This window comes from Amycolatopsis sp. cmx-4-83 (genome assembly GCF_046548815.1).
Classification (GTDB): domain Bacteria; phylum Actinomycetota; class Actinomycetes; order Mycobacteriales; family Pseudonocardiaceae; genus Amycolatopsis; species Amycolatopsis pretoriensis_A.
This window is the reverse complement of record NZ_JAEBEF010000007.1, coordinates 434,469-455,880: the sequence shown is the minus strand read 5'-3', so window position 1 is coordinate 455,880 and position 21,412 is coordinate 434,469. Positions and strand designations below refer to the sequence as shown.

The window sequence follows — 21,412 nt, the reverse complement described above, 5'->3', positions numbered from 1 at the left end:
CTCCTCACAGCGCGGCGGCGCGGCTCGCGGAAGCGGCCCACCAGCCGGGGTTTTCGCGGTACCAGGCGACCGTGGCGGCCAGCCCGGTGTCGAACGGGACGCGCGGGGCCCAGCCCAGCTCGGTGCGGATGCGGCTGTCGTCCAGCGCGTAGCGCCGGTCGTGCCCCTTGCGGTCGGGCACGCGGCGCACCAGCCGCTCGCCGGCCCCGCACAGTTCGAGCAGCCGCCGGGTGAGCTCCAGGTTGCTCAGCCCGGTCCCGCCGCCCACGTGGTACACCGCGCCGGCGCGGCCGCCGGTGAGCACGGCGTGCACGGCGCGGCAGTGGTCGTCGACGTGCAGCCATTCGCGCACGTTGCGCCCGTCGCCGTAGAGCGGTACGGGCCGGTCCCGCAGCAGGTTGGTGACGAACAGCGGGATGACCTTCTCGGGGTGCTGGCGGGGCCCGTAGTTGTTGCAGCACCGCGTGATCGAGACGTCGAGGCCGTGGGTGCGCCAGTACGCGCGCGCCACCAGGTCCGACGCCGCCTTGGACGCCGCGTACGGCGAATTCGGCAGCAGCGGCGAGTCCTCGGTCCAGGCGCCGTCGTCGATGGAGCCGTACACCTCGTCGGTGGACACGTGCACGACCCGGGCCACGCGGGCGTCGGCGCACGCCTGCAGCACCGCGCCGGTGCCCTCCACGTTGGTGCGCAGGAAGTCGCCCGCCGCGGCCAGCGATCTGTCCACATGCGACTCCGCGGCGAAGTGCGCCACCAGGTCGTGCCCGGGCACGAGCGCGGCCAGCAGCGCGGTGTCCCGGACGTCGCCCTCGGCGAACTCCAGCCGCGGGTGTGCGGCCGGGAGGTTGTCGCGGCGGCCGGCGTAGCCGAGGTTGTCGAGCACGGTGACCCGCGCGCCGTCCGTGCCCGGGTAGGCACCGGCGAGCAGGCCGCGGACGTAGGCGGAGCCGATGAACCCGGCTCCCCCGGTGACCAGGATCTGCATCACCCCACCGCCCCGCACACCCGCGCGGCCGCCGCGACCTCGTCGAACAACGCGGCCAGCCGCAGCACGTTCCGCCCTTCCAGCTCGCCGGGGACGCCGGTCCGCACCGACCGGGCGAACTCGGCCAGCACGTTGCCGAACTGGTCGTCGGCGGGCAGCGTCCGCCGGTCGATCCGGTCCTGGGTCTCGATCCGCAGCACCGGCCGGTGCCCGGCGGGCGGCGTGTACGCCCACTCCACGACGATCCGCCCGGTCTCGCCCCAGAGTTCGTAGCTCGCCCGGTAGGCGTGCTCCATGCCCCACGTCAGGTGGGCGGTGCGCCCGGCCGGGTCGGTGAGCAGCGCGGCGCCGGAGAGGTCGACGCCGTGCCCGGCGCTGTGCCGCACGACCGCGCCTGCGACCGCAAGGTCGTCGCCCAGCAGCATCAGCGCGGTCCGCAGCGGGTAGCCGCCGATCTCCACGAGCGCGCCGCCGCCGGCCGCGGTGTAGCGCATGTCGCCGGCGGGCTTGGGCGGGAAGGCGAACTCCGCGGTGAGGCTGCGGATCTCGCCGATCGCGCCCGCGGCCACCAGCTCCCGCACCACGGCGTGCTGGGCGTGCCGGGCGAACATGAAGTTCTCGACCAGCGAAAGCCCGCGCTCCTCGGCGAGGCGGACCAGGCGCAGGCTGGCCGGCAGCGTCCCGGTCAACGGCTTTTCGCACAGCACGTGCAGGCCGGCCCGCAGCGCGCGCTCGACCCACTCCGCGTGCAGGGCCGCCGGGAGCGGCACGTAGACGGCGTCGAGGTCGTCGCGGGCGAGCAGCTGTTCGTACCCCTCGACCGCTTCCCCGCCGAACTCCGCGGTGACGCTCTTCGCCTTCGTCTCGTCCCGGCTCGCGACGGCCACCAGCTCGACGTCGGTGCGGCGCGCCACCGCCGGCAGCATCCGGCGCCGGACGATCGACGCGCAGCCGAGCACGCCGAGCCGGACCGGCGTCACCGGGTCACCCCGCGGTGCTCGGCGGTCAGCCGTTCCAGCACGGGAACGACTTCGGTGGGCGCGGGCACGGCCAGCGCGTCCCGCCGCAGTTCGGCCGCACCGGCGGCGAACGACGGCTCGGTCATGATCCGGGTGAGCTGCTTGCGCACCACGTCCGCGGCGAACGGCTCGTCGTCGACGACCAGGCCGGCCCCGCTCGTTTCGACGAGCCGGGCGATGTCGTCGTAGTAGACGCTGCGTTCCTTCCAGACCAGCTGCGGCACCCGGTGCGCGACAGCGGCCGCGAACGTCCCGCCCCCGCCGTGGTGGATGATCGCCGAGCAGGTCGGCATCAGCAGGTTCAGCGGCAGGTAGTCCACGACGCGGACGTGGTCCGGCACGTGCCCGACGGACGCCAGCTGCGCCTCGTTCAGCGTCGCGACGACCTCGACGTCCAGCCCGCTGGTGACCTCGAAGAGCTCTTCGGCCGCGACTTTGCTGGTACCGCCGGGGAAGAAGCTCCGGATGCCCGCCCCCAGCGACACCGCCACCCGCGGGCGCCCGCCCGGGTCGTCCAGCCAGTCCGGCACGGTCATCGTGCCGGTGTAGGGCACCGGCCGCAGCGGGACGTACCGCAGCTCCGGCGCCGGCGTGCGCAACCGCACGCCGGGGTAGGCGTCGAGGGTGAACTGGCCCAGCAGGAGGTCTTCGCCGAACTCGACGCCGAAGCGCTCCAGCATCGGGCGCATGTGCGCGAGCATCGGGTCGGCCGGGGCGCCGGGGCGGGCGGTGACGCGGTTGAGCACGGCGCGCAGCCACGCGACGTCGTCCACCGACCACAGCACCCGGGCGTGCGCGGCGCCGGAGACCCGCGCCGCGATCGCGGCGGGGAACGAGATCGAGTCCCAGACGACCAGGTCCGGGCGCCACCGCAGGGCGAACGCCACCAGGTCGTCGGCGAGCAGGTTCCCGCGCGCCCCCGGCGGTTCCGGGTCGTAGTAGCGGCGGAACCCGCGCAGCACCATCTTCGACGGCGGCCGCCCGGGCGCGCGGTCGCGGCCCTCGTCGCCGATCAGCTCCAGCACCCGCTCGTACAGCGCGTCGCTCTCGTGCGCGTTGGCCTTGGGGAAGTCCCACTCCCCCGCCGCGACCGCGGTCAGGCCGAGCGCGCGCACGGCGCCGGTCATCTCCGGGTGGGTCGCCACCCGGACCTCGTGGCCGGCGCCCTGCAGCGCGCCCGCCAGCGGCACCAGCGGGTTGAGGTGCGCGAACGCCGAAGGAGCGCAGAAGAGGACCTTCATCGCCGCCCCCGCACCGAAAACAGCAGCGTGGTGACGTCCCGGACCTCGGGCCGGTCGAGCGTCGCCACGAACTCGGCGACGTCTTCGGCGGAGACCAGGCCGTTTTCCACCAGGGGCGCGCCCTGCAGGTTCATCCGCGCCCGCATCAGCTCGTTCTCCTCCTCACCCTGCCCCGGCCCGAGCGGCCGGACGGTCTGCTCCACGGCTTCGAAGCCGGTGCGCGCGAGCAGCGACGGCAGCCGGCGGGCGAGCCGCCAGTCCAGGCCCGCGCCCGCGGCCGCCTTCGCGTAGCCCTCGACGACCCGGCGGCCCAGCGGGGTCGCGCAGTCGTCGCTCGGCATGAAGTAGAAGTCCTCGGCGACGAGGTACCCGCCCGGCGCGAGCCAGCGGTGCACGCGGTCGAGCACCGCCTCCGGGTCCGGCAGGTACGACAGCACCGCCCGGGCCAGCACGAGGTCGAACGAGCCGTCCGGGAAGTCGGCTCCGGCCAGATCGGCCTGCCGCACGGTCAGGTTGTCCGCCGCGGCGCCGGCCAGGGCAGTGGTGTCGCGGTCGAGCGCGAGCACCGAGCCCCGCGGGACCTGCCCGGCCAGCCAGCGCGACATCGACCCGAGGCCGGCCCCGAGGTCGAGGCAGCGCCAGTCCGGGCGGATGCCGAGCCCGGTGATCATCCCGCGGGTCCCCGGGTCGTAGTTGCGTTCCCACAGCCTGCCGATCACCTGCTCGGTGTCGGCGGCCTGCTCGGTCTCCTGGGTCATCGGGCGCTCCCTTCGTCGGTCCCGTGCACCGTGATCGCGCCGGTGGGGCAGCACCGGGCGACGTCCTCCAGCAGTTGCGCGTCCCACGCCCCGGCCGCCGGGGGCCGGAAGACGGCGAACCCGTCGTCACCGACCCGGAACAGCCCGGGCGCCATCACCTCGCACGACCCGGACCCGCAGCACAGGGCCCGGTCGACGCGGACGGCGGGCCCGCTCATCGCGCCGCGTCCACCGGGAGCGCGGTCAGCCGCCGCATCGCCCAGTTCTCGATGTAGCGCACGTCCGCGCGTCCGGTCGCGAGCCGCAGCCCGGGGAACCGGCGGAACAGCGCCGTCACCGACAGCCCGATCTCCAGCCGGGCGAGCGCGGCGCCGAGGCAGTTGTGCAGGCCGTGCCCGAAGCCGACGTGCCGCGGCCCGGTCCGGGCCAGGTCGAGCCGTCCGGGGTCGGGGAACCGCCGCGGGTCGCGGTTCGCCGCGAGCAGCCCGGCGATCACCGGCGAGCCGGCGGGCAGCCGGGTGCCGGCGAAGTCGACGTCTTCGGTGGTCACCCGGAACAGCGCGGTGGTCAGCGCGCCTTCGTAGCGCAGCAGTTCTTCCACCGCGGCCGTGGTGTCCGCGCCGCCGGTCAGCGCCGCCCGCTGGTCCGGGTGGTCCAGCAGCGCGAGCACCGCGTTGCCGAGGAACGCGCGGACGGTGTCGCTGCCCGCCATGATCATCGCCGCCACCATCGCGACCAGCTCGCGCTCGTCGAGGCGGTCGCCGTCTTCGGACGCCTCGACCAGCGCGGACGTCAGGTCGTCGGCGGGCGTGCGGCGCTTCTCGGCGACGAGTTCCTCGGCGTACTCGCAGATCCGCGCGAACCCGGCGGGCACCCGGTCCATCAGCGCCGGGTCCGACGGGAACGCCTGGGTCAGCGCGTCCACCAGGTCGCGGTGGCGCTCGATCCGCAGGCCGAGGATGGCGCCGAGCATCTCCGAGGAGACGACGCCGGCGAAGTCGTCCATGACGTCGAACGTGCCGAGCGCGGCGCAGCGGTCCAGGGTCCGGTCCACCAGCCCGGTGAGCTCGTCCCGCCACCGCTCGACGCGGCGGGTGGTGAACGCGCTCATCGCGAGCCGGCGCAGCCGCGTGTGCGCGGGCGGGTCGACCACGGTGACCGCGCGTTCGAGGACGCTGCCCGCGCCGCTGACCAGGCCGGCCTCGCGGAACTCGGAATTGCCCCAGGTGCCGCCCTCGGAGGAGAAGCGCGGGTCGGCGAGCAGGGCGCGCACGTCGTCGTAGCGCGTGACCAGCCACATGCGCACGTCCCCGACCGGGAAGCGGAACTCGTGCACGGGGTCGTGCTCGCGCAGCCGGGCGAGCGTCGGGTACGGGTCCTGGTAGTAGCCGGCGGTGAACAGCCCGGCCGGGGGTGCTTCGGCGGGGGTGGTCATTTCAGCTCCTTTCCACGGCGATCACCTCGGCGACGACCGAGCAGCGCACGATGACGGGCTCGGCCGCTTCGAGCCGGGCGATCCCCGGCTGGCCCGCGGCGTTGCGCGGATCCGCCATGTAGGCGTCGAACGCGGCGACATCGGTCCACTGTGGATAGTTGACGAACGTGGTGTGATCGGGGCCGATCGCGGCGTCCGCGGAGATGAACCCCGGGAACTCCCGCTTCCAGTCCCCGCTGCGCTCCAGCAGCTCGGTGAGCGCGAGGGCGCTGCGGCGGCCGCCGACGTGCCGGACGGCCAGCACGACGACCCCGGGCGCGGCACCGGCGTCCGGGCCTTCGATGCGGGCGACGAGCTCGCCGCCGTAGCAGCGCGGGGCGCGCACGCCGGCCCGGCCTGCCACCCCGCGCAGCCGCTGGGCGAAGGGCCCGTCGCGGAAGGCCGCGTGGTCGGCGGCGCCGCGCCAGCCGTGGCGGAGCACCACGGTCCGCCCGTCGACGCCGAGGTGCAGCCGCGCCGACCGGAACCCGGCCGCGTCGCGCAGGCTCAGCATTTCGTCGTCGAGCTGCGCGGAGAGGAGCCGCGCGGCCGCGGCGTCCGCCGCCGACAGCACCCAGAACCCGGCGAACCCCTCGTCGCCGGTCGTCACGCCGCACCGCGCCTGAAGCGGTCCGCGTGCTCTTCGGCCCAGTCGCGGAACGTCCGGGCGGGCCTGCCGAGCACCTCGGCGACGGTGTCCGTGCGCGTCTCCGGCGCCTCGACCAGGGTCGCGAAGTACTCGAGCGCGCCGTCGGCGTACGCGGGCGGCCAGCCGGCCCCGACCATCGCCTGCCGCGCGGCGTCGTGGGCGACCTCGGCCCACGCGAGCTCGCGCCCGGCCGCCGCCCCGATGATCCGCAGCTGTTCGGCCTGCGAGAGCGGTTCGGGCCCGGTCACGACGTAGCGGCGGTTCTCATGGCCGTCCTCGGTGAGCGCGCGGACCCCGACGGCGGCCAGGTCGGCTTCGTGGACCGGCGTCCGGACGGCGCCGCCGTAGGGGAACCGCACGACGTCGCCGCCATCGAGCTGGCCGGCCCAGCCGAGCGCGTTGCAGGCGAACCCGGTGGTCTGCAGGAAGGTCCACGTCAGCCCGGCCTTCTCGATCTGCTGCTCGAGGTAGGCGTGGCAGTTGTTGTCCACCGGCTCCAGTCCGATGTGGACACCGATCGAGGAGACGAAGACGACCCGCCCGGTGTACCGGCTGATCACCTCCAGCACGGCGGGCGCGGTGCTGACGTCGAGGGTGAAGAACGGCCACATGAGGAACACGCCGGTGACGCCGTCGAGCGCGGGCACCAGGCTTTCGGGGTCCGCCAGGTCGCCTTCGAAGACCTCGGTGCCGGTGGGGATCCGGGCCACGGCCGGGTCACCGGGCGGCACCAGCGCGCGGGCCGCCACCCCGGCTTCGAGGAGCTGGGCCAGCGCGTGCGGCCCGACGTTGCCGGTGGGCCCGACGACCAGGACGGTCTGGGGTTTCACGGACACGGCTTTTCCTTTCCCTGAAGGGGTTTCCGGGGGCTTCACCGCGGCACCGCCCGCGCGCGCAGCACCGCGAGCCACCGCACCAGCACCCGCCGGGTCTGGGCGGGCTGGATCACTTCGTCGGCCGCCGGGCGCGGTCCGTCGTGCCGCCAGGCCAGGCAGACGTCGGCGCCGAGCGGGCGGGAGTCCAGCGTCAGGCCGGTGCCTGCTTCCGCCGGTCGCAGCAGCAGCGAGATGCGGGGCGTGGTCGCCGCGCAGTACGCCGCCAGCAGCGCCGGGTGCGGCCGGACCGGCGGCACGTCCGCGACCGTGACGAGGGGGATGCCGAAGGTGTCGCAGAACCCGACGAACCGCGCGGCGTCGCCGGCGCCCGCCGCGCGGTCGCACGCCGCCACCAGGCCGACCGCGTGGCCGCCGATCCGGGCCAGCGCGCACCGGGTGCCCGGCCCGGTCCCGATGGTCACGCAGTCGCCGTCGTCCACGACCTCCGCGATGAGGTCGCCGACGTCGAGGGCGGACCAGTGGCGCACCAGGCGTTCCGGCGGGTCTTCGGACGGCTCGGTGCGGGGCGGTTCGTTCCGGTTGGGCGGCAGCAGGGTCAGCAGCCGCCGGACGTCCTCCAGGCACGTCGGCTCGTCGTCGTGCACGAACTGCGCCGTGGCCGGGGCCGCGGCGCCGCGGACGGCGAAGACGAAGTCGGCCAGTGCCGCGCCGTAGGACGTGCCGCCCGGGCAGGGCCCGAGCAGGACGGTGATCTGCGGGACGGTGCCCGCCAGGGCGGCCGCCCGGCGCAGCGTGCCGCCGTAGCCGTCCGGCGCGGCGACGTCCTCCCGCACCCCGGCGCAGTCGTCGAGCGCCACGACGGGGGTGCCTTCGGCCAGCGCGGTGTCCAGCAGCCGCTGGATCCCCGCGGCGGACGCCTCCCCCAGCGCGCCACCGGCGAAGCGCAGGTCGTGCGCCCACAGGTGCACCGGGCGGCCCTCGACCTCGCCGCGCCCGGTGAGCACGCCGTCGCCGCGGTCGAGCTCGGTGAACGAGCCAGGGTCCAGCAGCAGGGAGATCCGTTCCCGGGCCGTGAGCAGGCACCGGTCGTGCCGGCGCGCCGGTGCGCCGGGGTGGTCGAGCGTGTTCAGGCTCATCTGCTTCCTCCTCGAGACTCCGCGGACGCGCGCCGCCACCCGGCGAGCGCGACGGCCGCGCCCGCGCCCCCCACCGCCGTGACGACCGTCCACACCGGACCGTCCAGGCCGGCCACCGCCACGCCCGCGAGCACCACGGCCACCGCGCCGAACTGCACGCAGCTCTGGTAGACCGGGACCGCCCTGGCCCGGGCCGCGGCCGGCAGCGCGGCCACCGCCTGGACGTTGAGCGCGCCGAAGGCGAAGACGAACCCGAGACCGGCCAGCACCAGCGTCGGTGCCAGCCGCGGGTAGCCGTCCCCCGGCAGCGGCAGCAGCTGCCAGGCGTAGCCCGCCGCGGCCGCCACCGCGCCGGCGGCGATCAGCCGGGCGGTGCCGATCGCCGCGACCAGCCGCGCGGTGACCGGCGAGGTCAGCGCGACCGGCAGGCACGCGGGCAGGCAGCCGGCGGCGACGGCGAGCGGGCTCCAGCCGCGTTCGTGCAGCGCGTAGGTCGTGACCAGCAGGGTCGTCAGGTACGTGCCGTTGAGCGCCGCCGCGCCGAACGCCGACCGCGCGAACGGGCCGTTGCGCGCCAGTCCCCGCGGGAACGCCGCGACCGGCGCCCGCGGCGCGTCCGGGGGCACCACCGCGGCGGCGAGCCCGGCGAGGACCAGCGCGACCGGCGCCGGGAACAGCAGCACCCACCGCAGTCCGGCGCCGGCGAGCGCACCCGACACCAGCAGGCCCGTGGTGAAGCCCGCCGCGCCGAACGCCGCGTACAGCGCCACCGCCCGCCGCTGCCGGTCGCCCTCGGGGACCGCGGCGGTGAGCACGGCCAGCCCGCCGGGCGCGGTGAGCGCGGCGCACGCGCCCTTGACCAGCCGGGCCGCCACGAGCACCGCGAAGTCCCCGGTCACGCCGGCGAGCACGGACGCGGCCGCGAAGGCGAGCAACGCCGCCAGGTAGACCCGCCGCGTGCCGAACCGGGCCGCGAGCCACGGGCCCGCGGGCAGCACCGCACCGAACCCGGCGGCGAACGCGGTCAGCAGCCACTGCGCCTGCCCCGGCCCGGCGCCGAACGCCCCGGCCAGCGCCGGGAGCACGGGCACGAGCACCGACACCTCGAGCGCGTCGAGCAGCATCGTCCCGGCGAGCACGAAGACCAGCGGCCGCGGGGCCGCGCGGACCGGACCTGCCGTCTGCGCCACGGTCCTCAGCCGCCCAGCAGGGTACCGCCGCTGGCGTCCACGTAGGACCCGGTGATCCAGCGGGCGCCGGGGCCGGCGAGGAACTCGACGACCGCGGCGACGTCGTCGGTCTCCCCGACCCGGCCGAACGCCGAGAGCGACGCCATCTGCGCGACGACTTCGGCGTTGCGGAAGACCGGCGAGCCGTTGTCGGTGATGCCCGGCCCGACGCTGTTCACGGTGATCCCGCGCGGGCCGAGGTGCTTGGCGAAGTGCAGGGTGAGCTGGTCGACCGCGCCCTTGGTCATCGCGTACGCGACCTCCTGCGGGTTCGCGAACCGGGTCAGGCCCGAGGAGATGTTCACGATCCGGCCGCCGTCGGGCAGGTTCGGCAGGGCGCGCTGGACGAGGAAGAACGGCGCCTTGGCGTTGACCGCGTAGAGCCGGTCGAACTGCTCGGGCGTGATGTCCTCCGGGGCCACCCCGCCCATCACGCCGGCGTTGTTGACCAGGATGTCGAGGTCGGTGCTCCCGGTGCGCTCCTTGAGCCCGAGTTCGAGGGCGAGGAACAGCTCGTGGACGCCGCCGGGTGCGGCCAGGTCGGCGCGCACCGCGAACGCCCGTCCGCCGTCGCCCTCGATGGTGGCCACGACCTCGGCGGCCGCGTCCTCGTTTTCCGCGTAGTGCACGGCGACGAGCGCGCCGGCGCGGGCGAGCCGCTCGGCGGTCGCGCGGCCGATGCCGCGGCTCGACCCGGTGACCAGCGCGGTCTTTCCGCTCAGCTGAGCCATTTCCGTCCTCCTGGGGGTGGTGGGGCCGGCGCCGGGGCGCGCGGCCGGGCGTGGGGTGTCGAGCGAGCTGATCGCCGCGGCGAGGTGCCGGCGCACCGGCCCGAGCTCGAGCAGCTCCCCGACCACTTCGCGCAGCGCCTCGACCTCCGGGCCGCCGAGCAGCAGGTTCGCCTGGGCTTCGATGCCGGCGAGCGCGCGCCGCCCGACCGCGTGCCGGACGTCGTGGTAACCCGCCAGCAGCGCCTCGTCGGGCCCGCCGGTGAACTGGGCCGCCAGCCGCGGGGCGAGCTCCGCGGCGTCCTGGAGGCCGAGGTTGATCGCCTGGCCGCCGACCGGGAGCTGCGCGTGGGCCGCGTCGCCGGCCAGCACGATCCGGCCCGCGCGGTACCGCTCCGCCTGCCGCCGGACGTCCCCGAAGGCGTTGACCCACAAGGCTTCGCCGTGCGAGACGTCCTCGCCGGTGACGCGGCGCCACACCTCGGCGAACTCGGCGAACCCGGGCTCCCCCGGCGAAGTGCGCGGGGCGCGGCCGTATTCGTGGACCATGAGCCGGGTCGTCCCGTCCGGCCCGCGTGAGGCGATCGCGAGTCCGGCGGGCCGCCGTTCGAACCGCCGGTCCGGCACGTCGATCCCGCGGACGTCGGCCCGCAGCAGCTCCCGATTCGCGTCGTGGCCCGGGAAGCCGATGCCGGCCAGCCGGCGCACGGTGCTGTCCTCGCCGTCGCAGCCGGCGACGAAGGCGGCCCGCCACCGGGCCGGGCCGGCCGGTCCGGTCGCGGTCACCTCGACGTGGGGCCCGTGCTCGGTCAGCGCGGTGACCCGGTGCCCGCGGCGCAGGTCCGCGCCGCGCGCCACCGCCCGCCGGGCGAGCACGGCTTCGACCTCCGTCTGCGGCGCTTTCCACTGCCCCGCATAGGGGTGTTCCGGATCGGCCTCGGTCAGGTCGAGCCCGAGCCCGCCGAAGTGGCCCGCCCCGCCGCGTGGCGGGGGTCCCAGCTCGTCGAGCAGCCCGCGTTCGGCGAACAGCTCCATCGTGCGGGCGTGCAGCGTCGACGCGCGGGACTCGGTGTGCGGCGCGGTCCGCTGCTCCAGCACGGTCACGGCGACGCCGGCGGCGCTCAGGTCGTGCGCCAGCAGCAAACCGGCCGGGCCGGCGCCGACGACGAGCACGTCGGCGGCCTCGGGGCGGGTCACGGCCGCGCTTCCGCGTGGTCCTTCGCGAAACCGAGCGTGGCCCGGCTGTTGGTGCTCAGCGCGGTCCGGACGAACTCGCGGGCCTCGGCGACCCCGGCGTCGGCCCCGAGCACCTTCGCGATGTTCGCGGTGTTGAGCACGACGGTGTGCTCCGACGACGCCGTCGTGCCGCCGCCGGGCTCCTCGGCGAAGTCCCAGCGGCCGGTGTGCAGCGTCATCAGCGCGGGCAGCGTGGTCTGCTTGTAGACGATCCGGTGGTGCGGGAAGCACACCCGGACCGACTCGGTGGTGTGCACCGAACCGTCCTTCGCGCGGGTGTCCATCCGCAGCACCTGCAATCCGGGGCTCGGCTCGCGCAGGTCGACCGAGGAGACGTGCGGCAGCCGCTCGGCCCACAGCCCGGCCTGGTCGACGAAGTCGTACACGTCCTTGGCCGGGGCGTCGATCCGGACGGTGTCGGTGAACGAGAACGTCAGCTCGGGGTTGGTCACCAGCTCGACGTTGTGCTTGAGCGCGGCCAGTTCCGACCGGCTGTTCGTGTCGACCGCCCGGTCGATCCACGCCAGGCCGCCCGGGTCGTCGCCGACCGCGCGGTAGGCGTGCAGGAGCCGCACCTTCGCCGTGGCCGCCGACACCGGTTCGACGATCCAGGTGCCGCTCATCTCGGCGACGGGCGGCGTGGAAACCTCCTGGTGGAAGGAAATCCGCCGGGCCGCGGGGTCGAGTTCGCGGCGCGAGGTCCAGTTCTTGGGCTCGCCGTTGGCGGTCGCCCAGATCCGGATCCGCTCGGTGCTCTCGCCCCGCTCGACGTGGTCGACGAAGACCGTCGGCGGGAAGATCCGCGGCCAGTTCGCCACTTCCGCGACGAGCCGGTAGACCTCGTCCGCCGGCGCGTCGACGAGGATGTCGTGTTCCGCTTCGCGCATGGTCGTCCTCCAGTCCTGCTCGCCGGATCAGAAGTTGCCGAGCCCGCCGCAGACGTTGAGCGCCTGCGCGGTGATCGAGCCCGCGGTGTCGGTCACCAGGTAGCCGACGAGGCCCGCGACCTCGTCCGGCGTCGAGTAGCGGCCGAGCGGGATCTTGGCCTGGAACTTCTTCAGCACCTCGTCCTCGGACGTCCCGTACGCGGCCGCGTAACCCTGCCGGACCCGTTCGGCCATCGGGGTTTCCACGTAGCCGGGGCAGACCGCGTTGACGGTGATGCCGGCCGGGGCCAGCTCGTTGCCGAGCGCCTTGGTGAACCCGACGACCCCGTGCTTGGACGCCGAGTACGGCGCGCCCAGCACGACGCCTTGTTTTCCCGCGGTGGAGGCGATGTTGACGATCCGGCCGTGGCCGGCCGCCACCATGCCGCCGGTGGTGAGGACCTCGCGGGTCACCCGGAACACGCTGGTGAGGTTGGTTTCGATGACGTCGAGCCACAGCTCGTCGGCGATCTCCGCCGTGACACCGCCACCGGGGCGGCCGGCGTTGTTGACGAGCACGCCGACCGGGCCGTACCGGTCGACGGCGGCGCGCACGAACGCGGTCACGTCCTCGCCGGACCGCACGTCGCACGCGGCCCCGTCGGCTTCGAAGCCGGCGTCGCGCAGCTCCTTCACGGTGGTGGCGACGTTCTCGGCGGTGCGTGCGCCGAGGAAAACGCGCAGGCCCCGGCGGGCCAGCAGCTTGCTCACGGCGAGCCCGATCCCGCTCGTGGCGCCGGTGACGACCGCGGTGCGGCCTTCCTGGTCGGTCATTCCTGCTCCCGTCGTCGTGGGGGTGGCCGGGTCAGGCGCGGACCCGCGCCAGGTGCTCGTTCACCAGCTCGACCAGCGCCCGCGGCGTCGTGGCCTCCGCCAGTGCGGATTCGTCGAGGGTCAGGCCGTACTCGCGCTCGATCCGGCCGGCGGTTTCCAGCAGCGCCAGCGAGTCGTAGCCCAGGTCGGCGAACTCGACGCCGGCGGGATCGCCGGCCGGTTCTTCGGTCTCCCCCGAGCCCTCGCGCAGGATCCGCATCAGGTCGTCGAGGGTGAATGCCGTGTCGGACATGCCTAGCCTTTCTTTCCACTGTGGACGGTGCGGACGAGCATCGCCGAGTTGAACCCGTTGCCCCGGGCGAGGACCAGCGCCGACCGCAGCGGGCGCGGGCGGGCCTCGGTGACCAGGTCGAGTTCGAGCCCGGCGGCCGGGCGGACCCCGGTGGCCGGCGGGAGGACGCCGTGGCGCAGGGAAAGCAGCGCCGTGGCGAGGTCGAGCGCGGCCGCCCCGGAGCAGAGCCGCCCGGTCAGCGTCTTCGGCGCGGTCACCGGGACGCCGTGCGGGCCGAACACCGCGCGGATCGCCGCCGCCTCGGCGCGGTCGAGCGCGGGAACGGCGGCCGCGTCGGCAAACACGACGTCGACCTCGGCCGCGGTGGTGCCGGCGTCGGCCAGCGCGAGCTCGATCGCCCGCCTCAGCCCGGGTTCCCCGCCGCTGCCGGGCGGCGGGTCGAAGGTCGCCGCGTGCCCGGCGATCTCGCCGTAGACCTCGGCTCCGCGGGCCTCGGCGGCCGCGAGCGGCTCCAGGACCAGCAGCGCCCCGCCCTCGCCGGGCACGTGCCCGGCCGCCGCGGTGTCGAAGGGCAGGTAGGCCCGCCGCGGGTCGTCGCTCGTGCTCAGCGTCCCCGCGGCCAGCTGCGCCGCCCAGCCCCACGGGCAGATCGACGCGTCCATCCCGCCGGAGACCACCAGGCCGGTGCCCTTGCGGATCTGGCGGCGGGCCTGCGCGACGGCGTCGAGGCCGCCCGCCTGGTCGCTCACCACCACGCCGCTGGGCCCGCGCATCCCGTGCCGGATGGAGATCTGCCCGCTGTTGACGGCGTAGAACCACGCGAACGACTGGTAGGCGCTGACGTACTTGCCACCGCGGGACCACAGGTTGCGCAGCTCGTTCTGCCCGAACTCGAAGCCGCCGGACGAGCTCGCGGTGACCACGCCCATGCTGAACGACGGCAGCTCGTCCGGGTTCACGCCGGCGTCGGCCAGCGCCTCGTCGGCGGCCACCAGCGCGAGCTGGGTCATCAGGTCGGTCTGCGGCAGCAGCCGGCCCGGCAGGTGCGCGGCCGGGTCGAACCCGGTGACCTGACCGGCCAGCCGCGCCGGGTAGCGGGCGGGGTCGAAGCGGGTGATCCGGCGGATCGCGGACTCGCCGGCGCGGGTGGCGCTCCAGTGCCGTCCCGCGCCCAGCCCGGTCGGGGCCGTGACGCCGATCCCGGTCACCACGACCGGCCCGGTGCCCGCGTGCTCCGCCGCGCCGGGCGCCGGCCGCGCCTCGACCGCGGTCACGCCGCCGCCCCGGGCCGGGTCAGCACGATCGCGCTCTGGAAGCCGCCGAAGCCGCTGCCGACGGAGAGCACGGTGTCGGTCCGGTGCTCACGCGCGGTCACCGGGACGTAGTCGAGGTCGCACTCGGGGTCGGCGGTGTGCAGGTTCGCCGTCGGCGGCACGACGTTCTCGCGCATCGCCAGCACCGAGGCGGCGACCTCGATCGAGCCGATCGCGCCGAGCGAGTGGCCGACCATCGACTTCACGGAGCTGATCGGGACCCGGTGCGCGTGCTCCCCCAGGCTCAGCTTGAACGCGGCCGTTTCGTGCCGGTCGTTCTGGCGGGTGCCCGAGCCGTGCGCGTTGACGTAGTCGACCGCGTCGGGGGCCAGCCGGGCTTCGCCGAGCGCCACCCGGATCGCTTCGGCCATTTCGCGGCCGTCCGGGCGCAGGCCGGTCATGTGGTAGGCGTTGCACCGCGAAGCGAACCCGGCCACCTCGGCGTACACCTGGGCGCCGCGGCGGCGAGCGCTTTCCAGCTCCTCCAGCACGAACATCGCGGAGCCCTCACCGAGCACGAACCCGTTGCGGGTGCCGTCGAACGGCCGTGAGGCGTGCTCCGGGTCGTCGTTGCGCGGGGTGGTCGCCTTGATCGCGTCGAAGCAGGCGACCGTGATCGGGCTGATCGGCGCGTCGGTGGCGCCGGCCAGCACGACGTCGGCGCTGCCTTCGCGGATCAGCTCGGTGGCGTGGCCGACGGCGTCGAGCCCGGACGTGCAGCCGGTGGACACCACCGAGACCGGGCCGCCCGCCCCGACCGTCCAAGCCACTTCCGCGGCGAAGGAGCTGGGAACGAAGTAGTTGTACAGGTGCGGCACGGCGTACTCGTGGTCGACGAGCTCCAGCCGGCCGCCGTCGGACACGGTCCGGTACTCCTGGTCCAGCCCGGTGGTCGCGCCGACCGCGCTGCCGACCGTCACGCCGACCCGGTGCGGGGGCAGGCCGGCGAACTCCAGCCCGCTGTCGGCCGCCGCTTCCCGCGCGGTGACCACCGCGAGCTGCGCCGCGCGGTCCATCCGCCGGATTTCCTGCGGGCCCAGCCCGAGCAGCTCCGCGTCGAAGTCGATCTCCGCGGCCACCTGGGACCGGAACGGCGACGGGTCGAAGAAGCTGATCCGCCGCGTCGCGGTCCGCCCTTCGGAGAGCAGGCTCCAGAAGTCCTTGGCGCCGACGCCGCCGGGTGCGGTGACCCCGACGCCGGTGACGACCACCCGCCGGGCCGTCACTCGGCGCTCCAGCGGTAGAAGCACTCCGCCATGGCGTCCTTGGGCGAGCGCCAGGTGTCCGGGTCGTAGGCGGCGATGTGCGGCTTGAGGTCCTCGCTGATCCGGACGAACCGGGGATCGCCCTTCGCTGTCTCGATCCGTTCGCCGCCGTCCTCGGCGTCGAAGTCCTGCAGGTGGAAGTAGAGCCCCCGGTAGCTGAACAGCTGGCGTCGCCGGGTCCCCATCCGGTGGGGCATCTCGCCGGCGTCGAACTCGCCGAACAGCTCGGCGACCGCCTGGTCCGCGTCCGGGCGCATGCGGGCCACGATCAGGGTGCTGTGCATCGTGCGTCTCCTTCTCCGGTTCTCTAGCGGGGCGCCGGCCCGAACCAGCGCTCGAGCGCCATCGGCAGGTCGGCGTGCGTGCCCGGGGCCGCCCAGGCCACGTGGCCGTCCGGGCGGACCAGGACCGCGGTGGTGGCGCCGGGGACCCGCCCGGCGGCCGGACGGGCGGTGACGACGTCGATCCGGCCGGCCCAGGGCGCGGCGCGGTCGCGCAACGCCGCGTTGCCGGCGAAGTCGAGCAGCAGGCCGCGCGCGGGGCGCAGCAGCTCCGCCGTGGACGAGGGGCGGCCGCCGCGGTCGAGCTCCAGCCGCGGCAGCCGGCGCCCGAGCCACGGGTGGCTCCCCCCGCCGACGTCGTAGGCGATCTCCAGGCCGCTGACCATCGCGGCGAGGTGCCGGGCGACGTCGGGGTAGCCGGTCAGCTCGGCGAGGACGTCGCGCAGCGGCTGCATTTCCGCGCCGTTGAGGAACAGCAGGCCCTGGGCCCGGGTGTTCATCAGCAGCCGGACGCCGACCGGGTGCCGTTCGCCGTGGTAGGTGTCCAGCAGGTCCGCTCGCGCGGTGCCGCGCACGACCGCGGCCAGTTTCCAGCCGAGGTTCACCGCGTCCTGGATGCCGGCGTTCATGCCCTGCCCGCCCGCGGGGAGGTGGACGTGCGCGGCGTCGCCGGCGAGCAGGACGCGGCCGCGCCGGTATTCGGTGACCTGCCGGGTCGCGTCGCCGAAGGCGCTGAGCCAGACCGGTTCGGCGGCCGAGATGTCGATGCCGGTGATGCGCTTCCACGCGTCGGCGACCTCGTGGAACGGCGGCGGCCCGGTGCGCCGCCGCGGTGGCGCGTCCCGTTCGCAGACGATGATCCGGGTGACGCCGCCGGGCAGCGGCCCGACCATCACCATCCCGCCCGGCAGGCTTTCCCCGATCATGCGGGGTTCCAGCTCGACGCCGCGCAGGTCGGCGAGGAACATCTCGCGCGTCGCGGCGGTGCCGGGGAAGTCGAAGCCGACGGCCTTCCGCACGGCGCTGCGGCCGCCGTCGCAGCCCACGAGCCAGCCGGCCCGCAGGACGTGCTCGCCGGCCGGGCCGCGCACGGTGACCGCCACGCCGTCGCCGTCGTCGCGGACCCCGGTCAGCTCGTGCCCGCGCCGGATGTCGGCACCGAGCTCGCCGGCCCACGCCTCCAGGACCGCTTCGGTCGCCGACTGCGGGATGGTCTTCGCCGCCTGGTGCGCGCCGTCCAGCAGGCCGAAGTCGACCGGGATGCCGCCGAAGTGCCCCTGGTCACTGGTCTGGACCTCACCGAAGCGGCGGAGCAGGCCTCGCTGGTCGAAGACCTCCATGGTCCGCGCGGTGAAGCCGAGCCCGCGTGATTCCCCGGTGCGCGCGGGCAGCCGTTCGAGCACGACCACGCCGATCCCGGCCAGGCGCAGCTCGCCGGCCAGCATGAGACCGGCGGGGCCGGCCCCGGCGATGACGACAGGCGCGTCCATGTCTCCTCCTCGGGTCGAGCGCGGGAAAATCGAATGTGCGAAAAGGACACCGGAAAGATTTCCATTTCGCGGATCCGGCCATTGGCGGCTGCATTCGAAGTATCGGCGCGCACGACCCGGACAGTCAAGAACGCGACTGACAGGAGAACTACAAGAAAAAGTCAACTCGGACAGCGGGACGGCAATTCACCGGCAACACGGGAGAAATCGGTGCGTAACGCAGGAAAAGGCCATCGCGGACGAGCCGCGACGGCCTTCGGGCGGGAATGCGCTTTCAGTTCCCGGTGAAGCAGAATCCCACGCCGTGAACGGTGCGGATCCACTGGTTCGAGCCCAGCTTCCGGCGCAGCACGCTGATGTGCGTGTCGATCGTGCGGCTGACCTTCGTGTCGGCCGTGTGCGTCATCGGGTCACCCCAGATCTCGGCCATCAGCCGTCGCCGGGAGAACACCACGCCCGGCTCGCTGGCCAGGCGGTACAGCAGGTCGAACTCCTTGCGCGTCATTTCGATGGACGCGCCGCCGAGGCGCACCCGCCGCGTGGTCGCGTCGATCCGCAGCGGGCCGCGCACGACCAGCGACCCGTCCGAACCGGCCCGGCCGCGCACTCTTCTGGTGACCGCTTCGATGCGTGCCATCAGTTCCCAGAAACCGCACGGTTTGTCCAGGCAATCGTCGGCACCGGCCCGGAGCCCGAGCACCCGGTCGGCTTCGGTCCCGCGTTCGGTGAACGCGATGATCGGCGCGTCCCTGGCATTTCTGATCCGGCGGCACACCTCGAATCCGTCGATGTCCGCAATGCCCAGATCGAGCAGGATCAGATCGGCATCCCAATGTTTTTCGAGCGCTTCGGCCCCGCTCGAGACCCCGGTGGCCTCGTGCCCGGAGCGGCGCAGTCCGTCGACCAGGACGGCCGCACCTTTTTCGTCGTCTTCCACCACCAGCACGTGCATGACCAACCCCCCGCAGAAAGGCCGTGGAACCACTCGACCCGGCCGGCATCCGCCGTCCCCAGTCCGCCGGTCGTGGCACCCCGATGTGCACACCCGGCGCCCGAACGTGCACGCACCGCACGCGCAACGCTCGTTGTACCTACTCAGCCTAACAGGCGGACATCTGCTGTCAAGTCGAAGGAAATCCCATCGAACTGACAGTGAAATCCTTTGCGCGCCAAGGATTTCGTCAGTCCGGAGCGCAAATCATGCGCGATCCGAATTTCGATCACCCGACCCCGCGTGACCCGGCCCGGCCGGTCGAAGCAATCGTTTTCCAGCACTGCCACCCCAAGATCGCCGACGATCCCGACCCTACCGAGACCTTCGACGCGTCAAACCGCCGATCAGGTGACGTCGGCACCATCACATTCCACTGAGGACAGTGGAGTAGATTGTCCACAATGGACGCAGAGGTTCCCGCGGTACGGCGCCGATTCCCAGCCTGCGCGGCCCAGCCGCGGTTGTCGCCACCGCGATGCGGCCCGGCCGCGATCGTCGCCATCCACACGCGGCCTCGGCCGCGCGGCACCGATTCCGCGCGGCAGCCGCGGGCCGGCCCGCGCCGGCGCACATTCGTGGCCCGCGCGGGATCCGCCGCGGTCGTGTCCGTCAGATGAGATCGAGGGGGTCCAGCTGGATGCGGATCGGTTCCGTCGCCTTCCGGGCGTCGCGCCGGGCCGCCGCGGCGTGGATCGAGGCCGCGAGCGCCTTTCCCTCGCTGCGGGACACCCGGACCAGCGCCCGTTCCCGCTCCACGTTGCCCTCTTCGTCCACCTCGCCCAGCGGGACCGGGCCCAGCACCTCGCCCGACTCCGGCAGCGGCAGGTCGGCCAGCAGACCGGCCACCGCGTCCGGGGTCCCCTCCACGCTCGCCATCCGCATCGACGGCGGGAAGCCCAGCTCGCGGCGTTCGGCCAGCTCCTGGCCCGCGTGCCAGGCCGGGTCCCAGCGGACCAGCGCCTGGACCACCGGCAAGCCCGCCTCGGCGCCCACGACCACGCGGCCGCCCTCGGCCGACGGGCGGACCAGTGCGGCCGCGGCCATCCAGCGGCGCAGGGTTTCCTCCCCCGCGCGCAGGTCCTGGCGGCCGAGGAGGGCCCAGCCGTCGAGCAGCAGCGCCGCGCCGTAGCCGCCTTCGGCCACCGGTTCCGCTCCCGGCGTGCAGACCACCAAGGCCGGCTTGCCCGGGACCGAGGCCAGCACCTCCGCCGCGCCCGAGGTGCGGACCGGGATGCCCGGGAACGCGCGGCCGAGTTCCTCCGCCGTCCGCTTGGCGCCGACGATCACCGCCCGCAGCCGGACCGAGCCGCACGCCGGGCAGCGGAACGCCGTTTCCGGGACGCCGCACCAGCGGCACGCCGGCGGCTTCGGCTGCCCGTCGATCGAGCCGCCCGGCAGCGACAGGGGACCCGCGCAGCGGCGGCAGTGCGCGGGCGTGCGGCAGTTACCGCAGGCCAGGCCGGGGACGTACCCGCGGCGCGGTACCTGGACCAGCGTCGGGTGGCCCGCCGCGAACGCCTGGCGCGCGGCCTCGAACGCCACCGCCGGCAGGCGCGCGACCCGGGCGGCCTCGTCGCGGGCGACGTCGAAGTCCTCGCCGACCGGCGTGACGCGCGGGGCGGCCGACCGCAGGGTCGCGCGGTCGGCCAGGACCGGCTGCGCCCAGCCGGACTCGACCAGGAGCTGGGCCTCGGCCGTGCGGGCGAAGCCGCCGACCAGCAGGGACGACTTCGTCGTGTGCGCGCGGTCCATCAGCACGTCCCGCACGTGCGGGTACGGCGCGTGCTGGTCGAGGTGCAGGTCGTCGCCGTCGTCCCAGACGACGAACAGGCCGGGGTCGTGGACCGGCGCGAACATCGCCGCGCGCGTGCCGACCACCACCCGCACCGAGCCGCGCAGCACCGCCAGCCAGCGCCGGTAGCGCTCGGCGGGCCCGAGCCCGGCGATCAGCGCCACGACGGCGGCTTCGCCCAGCAGTGCGGCGCACGCGTCGTGCACGCGGGTCAGGTCGCGGTGGTCCGGCACCACCAGCACCGCGCCGCGGCCCCGCGCGGCCACGGAACCGGCGGCTTCGGCCAGCCGCCGCGGCCAGTCTTCGCCCGGCAGGGCCTGCCAGACGGCGTTCGCGGGCTTGCCCTCGGCGAGGGCCTCCAGGAACGCCGGGCCGCGCTGGTAGCGCGCCCAGGCTTCGGTGTCCGGCGCGTCCGGCGGCGCCGCGGGCGCGAGCGGCGGCTCGCCCTCGGCCTTCGCGTGGCGGGGCGGGATCGCGAGCCGCAGGACGTCCGACAGCGTGCCGCCGTAGCGGTCGGCCACCGCCCGGCACAGCGCGTGCAACGACGGCGGCAGCACCGGCTCGGGCGAGGTGACGCGGTCGAGGAAGGCCAGCTTCCGTTCGTACTCGCTGGACTCGCCGCGTTCGATCAGGTAGCCGTCGACCAGCTGGCCGGCGAACCGGACGCGCACCCGGCAGCCCGGCACGGCCGTCTCGTGCAGCTTTTCCGGCACGAGGTAGTCGAAGGTGCGGTCCAGGTGCGCCAGCGGGATGTCGACGACGATCCGCGCGACCGGCTTCTCCGGTGCGGGCTGCTGCGCGCCTTTGGCCTTCGCGCCCGGCTTCGGCGGTTTCCGGGCGCGCGAGGGCGCCGCCTTCGGCGAAGACGGCTTCTCCGGGAGCTCCCAGAGAGCGGCGGGCTCGGAACTACTCACCCCGAGATCTCTACCAGACCCCTCCGACAGCCCCGACCCCGAACGCCGTGAAGGGCACCCTCGTGGCCGTCAAGACCTCG

At 74.6% G+C, this 21,412-nt stretch carries 21 protein-coding genes; 1 reads left to right on the top strand and 20 read right to left on the bottom strand.

Annotation, left to right across the window (positions count from 1 at the left end):
* Positions 1-4 precede the first annotated feature (4 nt).
* The 19 genes from rfbB to ACLJQM_RS23665 all read right to left on the bottom strand — a co-directional run bounded on the left by rfbB (position 5) and on the right by ACLJQM_RS23665 (position 18,677).
* The gene (gene rfbB / locus ACLJQM_RS23755) at positions 5-985 is read right to left on the bottom strand and encodes a dTDP-glucose 4,6-dehydratase (RefSeq protein WP_410632801.1); all 981 of its coding nucleotides are present in this window, start codon (positions 983-985) and stop codon (positions 5-7) included.
* Positions 985-1,965: a Gfo/Idh/MocA family protein gene (locus tag ACLJQM_RS23750; protein WP_410632799.1), complete on the bottom strand. Its 981-nt coding sequence runs from the start codon at positions 1,963-1,965 to the stop codon at positions 985-987. Before ACLJQM_RS23750 ends, rfbB begins: the two co-directional genes overlap by 1 nt.
* Positions 1,962-3,245, bottom strand: coding sequence for a nucleotide disphospho-sugar-binding domain-containing protein (locus ACLJQM_RS23745; protein WP_360773459.1), 1,284 nt, complete (start codon positions 3,243-3,245; stop codon positions 1,962-1,964). Before ACLJQM_RS23745 ends, ACLJQM_RS23750 begins: the two co-directional genes overlap by 4 nt.
* Entirely contained in the window at positions 3,242-4,003 is a 762-nt protein-coding gene (locus ACLJQM_RS23740) for a class I SAM-dependent methyltransferase (RefSeq protein WP_410632798.1), read from the bottom strand. The genes ACLJQM_RS23745 and ACLJQM_RS23740 overlap by 4 nt, the downstream gene beginning before the upstream one ends.
* Positions 4,000-4,221, bottom strand: coding sequence for a ferredoxin (locus ACLJQM_RS23735; protein WP_360773465.1), 222 nt, complete (start codon positions 4,219-4,221; stop codon positions 4,000-4,002). Before ACLJQM_RS23735 ends, ACLJQM_RS23740 begins: the two co-directional genes overlap by 4 nt.
* On the bottom strand, positions 4,218-5,438 hold the full coding sequence (locus ACLJQM_RS23730; protein WP_247011611.1) for a cytochrome P450 family protein: 1,221 nt from the start codon (positions 5,436-5,438) through the stop codon (positions 4,218-4,220). The genes ACLJQM_RS23735 and ACLJQM_RS23730 overlap by 4 nt, the downstream gene beginning before the upstream one ends.
* Before the next feature lies 1 nt (position 5,439).
* The gene (locus ACLJQM_RS23725; RefSeq protein WP_410632797.1) at positions 5,440-6,087 is read right to left on the bottom strand and encodes a putative quinol monooxygenase; all 648 of its coding nucleotides are present in this window, start codon (positions 6,085-6,087) and stop codon (positions 5,440-5,442) included.
* Positions 6,084-6,962, bottom strand: coding sequence for an SDR family oxidoreductase (locus ACLJQM_RS23720; RefSeq protein ID WP_410632796.1), 879 nt, complete (start codon positions 6,960-6,962; stop codon positions 6,084-6,086). Before ACLJQM_RS23720 ends, ACLJQM_RS23725 begins: the two co-directional genes overlap by 4 nt.
* Positions 6,963-6,997: 35 nt before the next feature.
* Complete coding sequence (locus ACLJQM_RS23715; protein ID WP_410632794.1) at positions 6,998-8,098, bottom strand: carboxyl transferase domain-containing protein; 1,101 nt, start codon at positions 8,096-8,098, stop codon at positions 6,998-7,000.
* Positions 8,095-9,288, bottom strand: a complete 1,194-nt coding sequence (locus tag ACLJQM_RS23710; RefSeq protein WP_410632793.1) for an MFS transporter — start codon at positions 9,286-9,288, stop codon at positions 8,095-8,097. The genes ACLJQM_RS23715 and ACLJQM_RS23710 overlap by 4 nt, the downstream gene beginning before the upstream one ends.
* 5 nt (positions 9,289-9,293) lie before the next feature.
* Positions 9,294-11,252 (bottom strand): SDR family oxidoreductase, encoded by a 1,959-nt coding sequence (locus tag ACLJQM_RS23705; RefSeq protein WP_410632792.1) that lies wholly within the window; start codon positions 11,250-11,252, stop codon positions 9,294-9,296.
* Entirely contained in the window at positions 11,249-12,178 is a 930-nt protein-coding gene (locus ACLJQM_RS23700) for an aromatase/cyclase (RefSeq protein WP_360773484.1), read from the bottom strand. The genes ACLJQM_RS23705 and ACLJQM_RS23700 overlap by 4 nt, the downstream gene beginning before the upstream one ends.
* 27 nt (positions 12,179-12,205) lie before the next feature.
* Positions 12,206-12,991 carry an SDR family NAD(P)-dependent oxidoreductase gene (locus ACLJQM_RS23695; protein ID WP_247011619.1) on the bottom strand — a complete coding sequence of 262 codons (786 nt, stop codon included), beginning with the start codon at positions 12,989-12,991 and terminating at the stop codon, positions 12,206-12,208.
* A 31-nt stretch (positions 12,992-13,022) separates the two neighbouring features.
* Complete coding sequence (locus ACLJQM_RS23690; protein ID WP_410632791.1) at positions 13,023-13,283, bottom strand: acyl carrier protein; 261 nt, start codon at positions 13,281-13,283, stop codon at positions 13,023-13,025.
* Positions 13,284-13,285: 2 nt separating this feature from the next.
* The gene (locus tag ACLJQM_RS23685) at positions 13,286-14,557 is read right to left on the bottom strand and encodes a ketosynthase chain-length factor (RefSeq protein ID WP_410632790.1); all 1,272 of its coding nucleotides are present in this window, start codon (positions 14,555-14,557) and stop codon (positions 13,286-13,288) included.
* Positions 14,554-15,822, bottom strand: a complete 1,269-nt coding sequence (locus ACLJQM_RS23680; protein ID WP_360773490.1) for a beta-ketoacyl-[acyl-carrier-protein] synthase family protein — start codon at positions 15,820-15,822, stop codon at positions 14,554-14,556. Before ACLJQM_RS23680 ends, ACLJQM_RS23685 begins: the two co-directional genes overlap by 4 nt.
* Positions 15,819-16,145, bottom strand: a complete 327-nt coding sequence (locus tag ACLJQM_RS23675) for a TcmI family type II polyketide cyclase (protein WP_247011622.1) — start codon at positions 16,143-16,145, stop codon at positions 15,819-15,821. The genes ACLJQM_RS23680 and ACLJQM_RS23675 overlap by 4 nt, the downstream gene beginning before the upstream one ends.
* A 23-nt stretch (positions 16,146-16,168) precedes the next feature.
* Complete coding sequence (locus ACLJQM_RS23670; protein WP_360773494.1) at positions 16,169-17,632, bottom strand: FAD-dependent monooxygenase; 1,464 nt, start codon at positions 17,630-17,632, stop codon at positions 16,169-16,171.
* Between the two features lie 274 nt (positions 17,633-17,906).
* Entirely contained in the window at positions 17,907-18,677 is a 771-nt protein-coding gene (locus tag ACLJQM_RS23665; protein ID WP_410632789.1) for a response regulator transcription factor, read from the bottom strand.
* A gap of 155 nt (positions 18,678-18,832) precedes the next feature.
* On the opposite strand from ACLJQM_RS23665, the gene ACLJQM_RS23660 reads away from it, so the two are divergent.
* Positions 18,833-19,003, top strand: a complete 171-nt coding sequence (locus tag ACLJQM_RS23660) for a hypothetical protein (RefSeq protein WP_410632788.1) — start codon at positions 18,833-18,835, stop codon at positions 19,001-19,003.
* A gap of 232 nt (positions 19,004-19,235) precedes the next feature.
* Here ACLJQM_RS23660 and ACLJQM_RS23655 read toward each other — a convergent pair whose 3' ends face one another.
* Entirely contained in the window at positions 19,236-21,332 is a 2,097-nt protein-coding gene (locus ACLJQM_RS23655; RefSeq protein WP_410632787.1) for a primosomal protein N', read from the bottom strand.
* Positions 21,333-21,412: the final 80 nt, after the last annotated feature.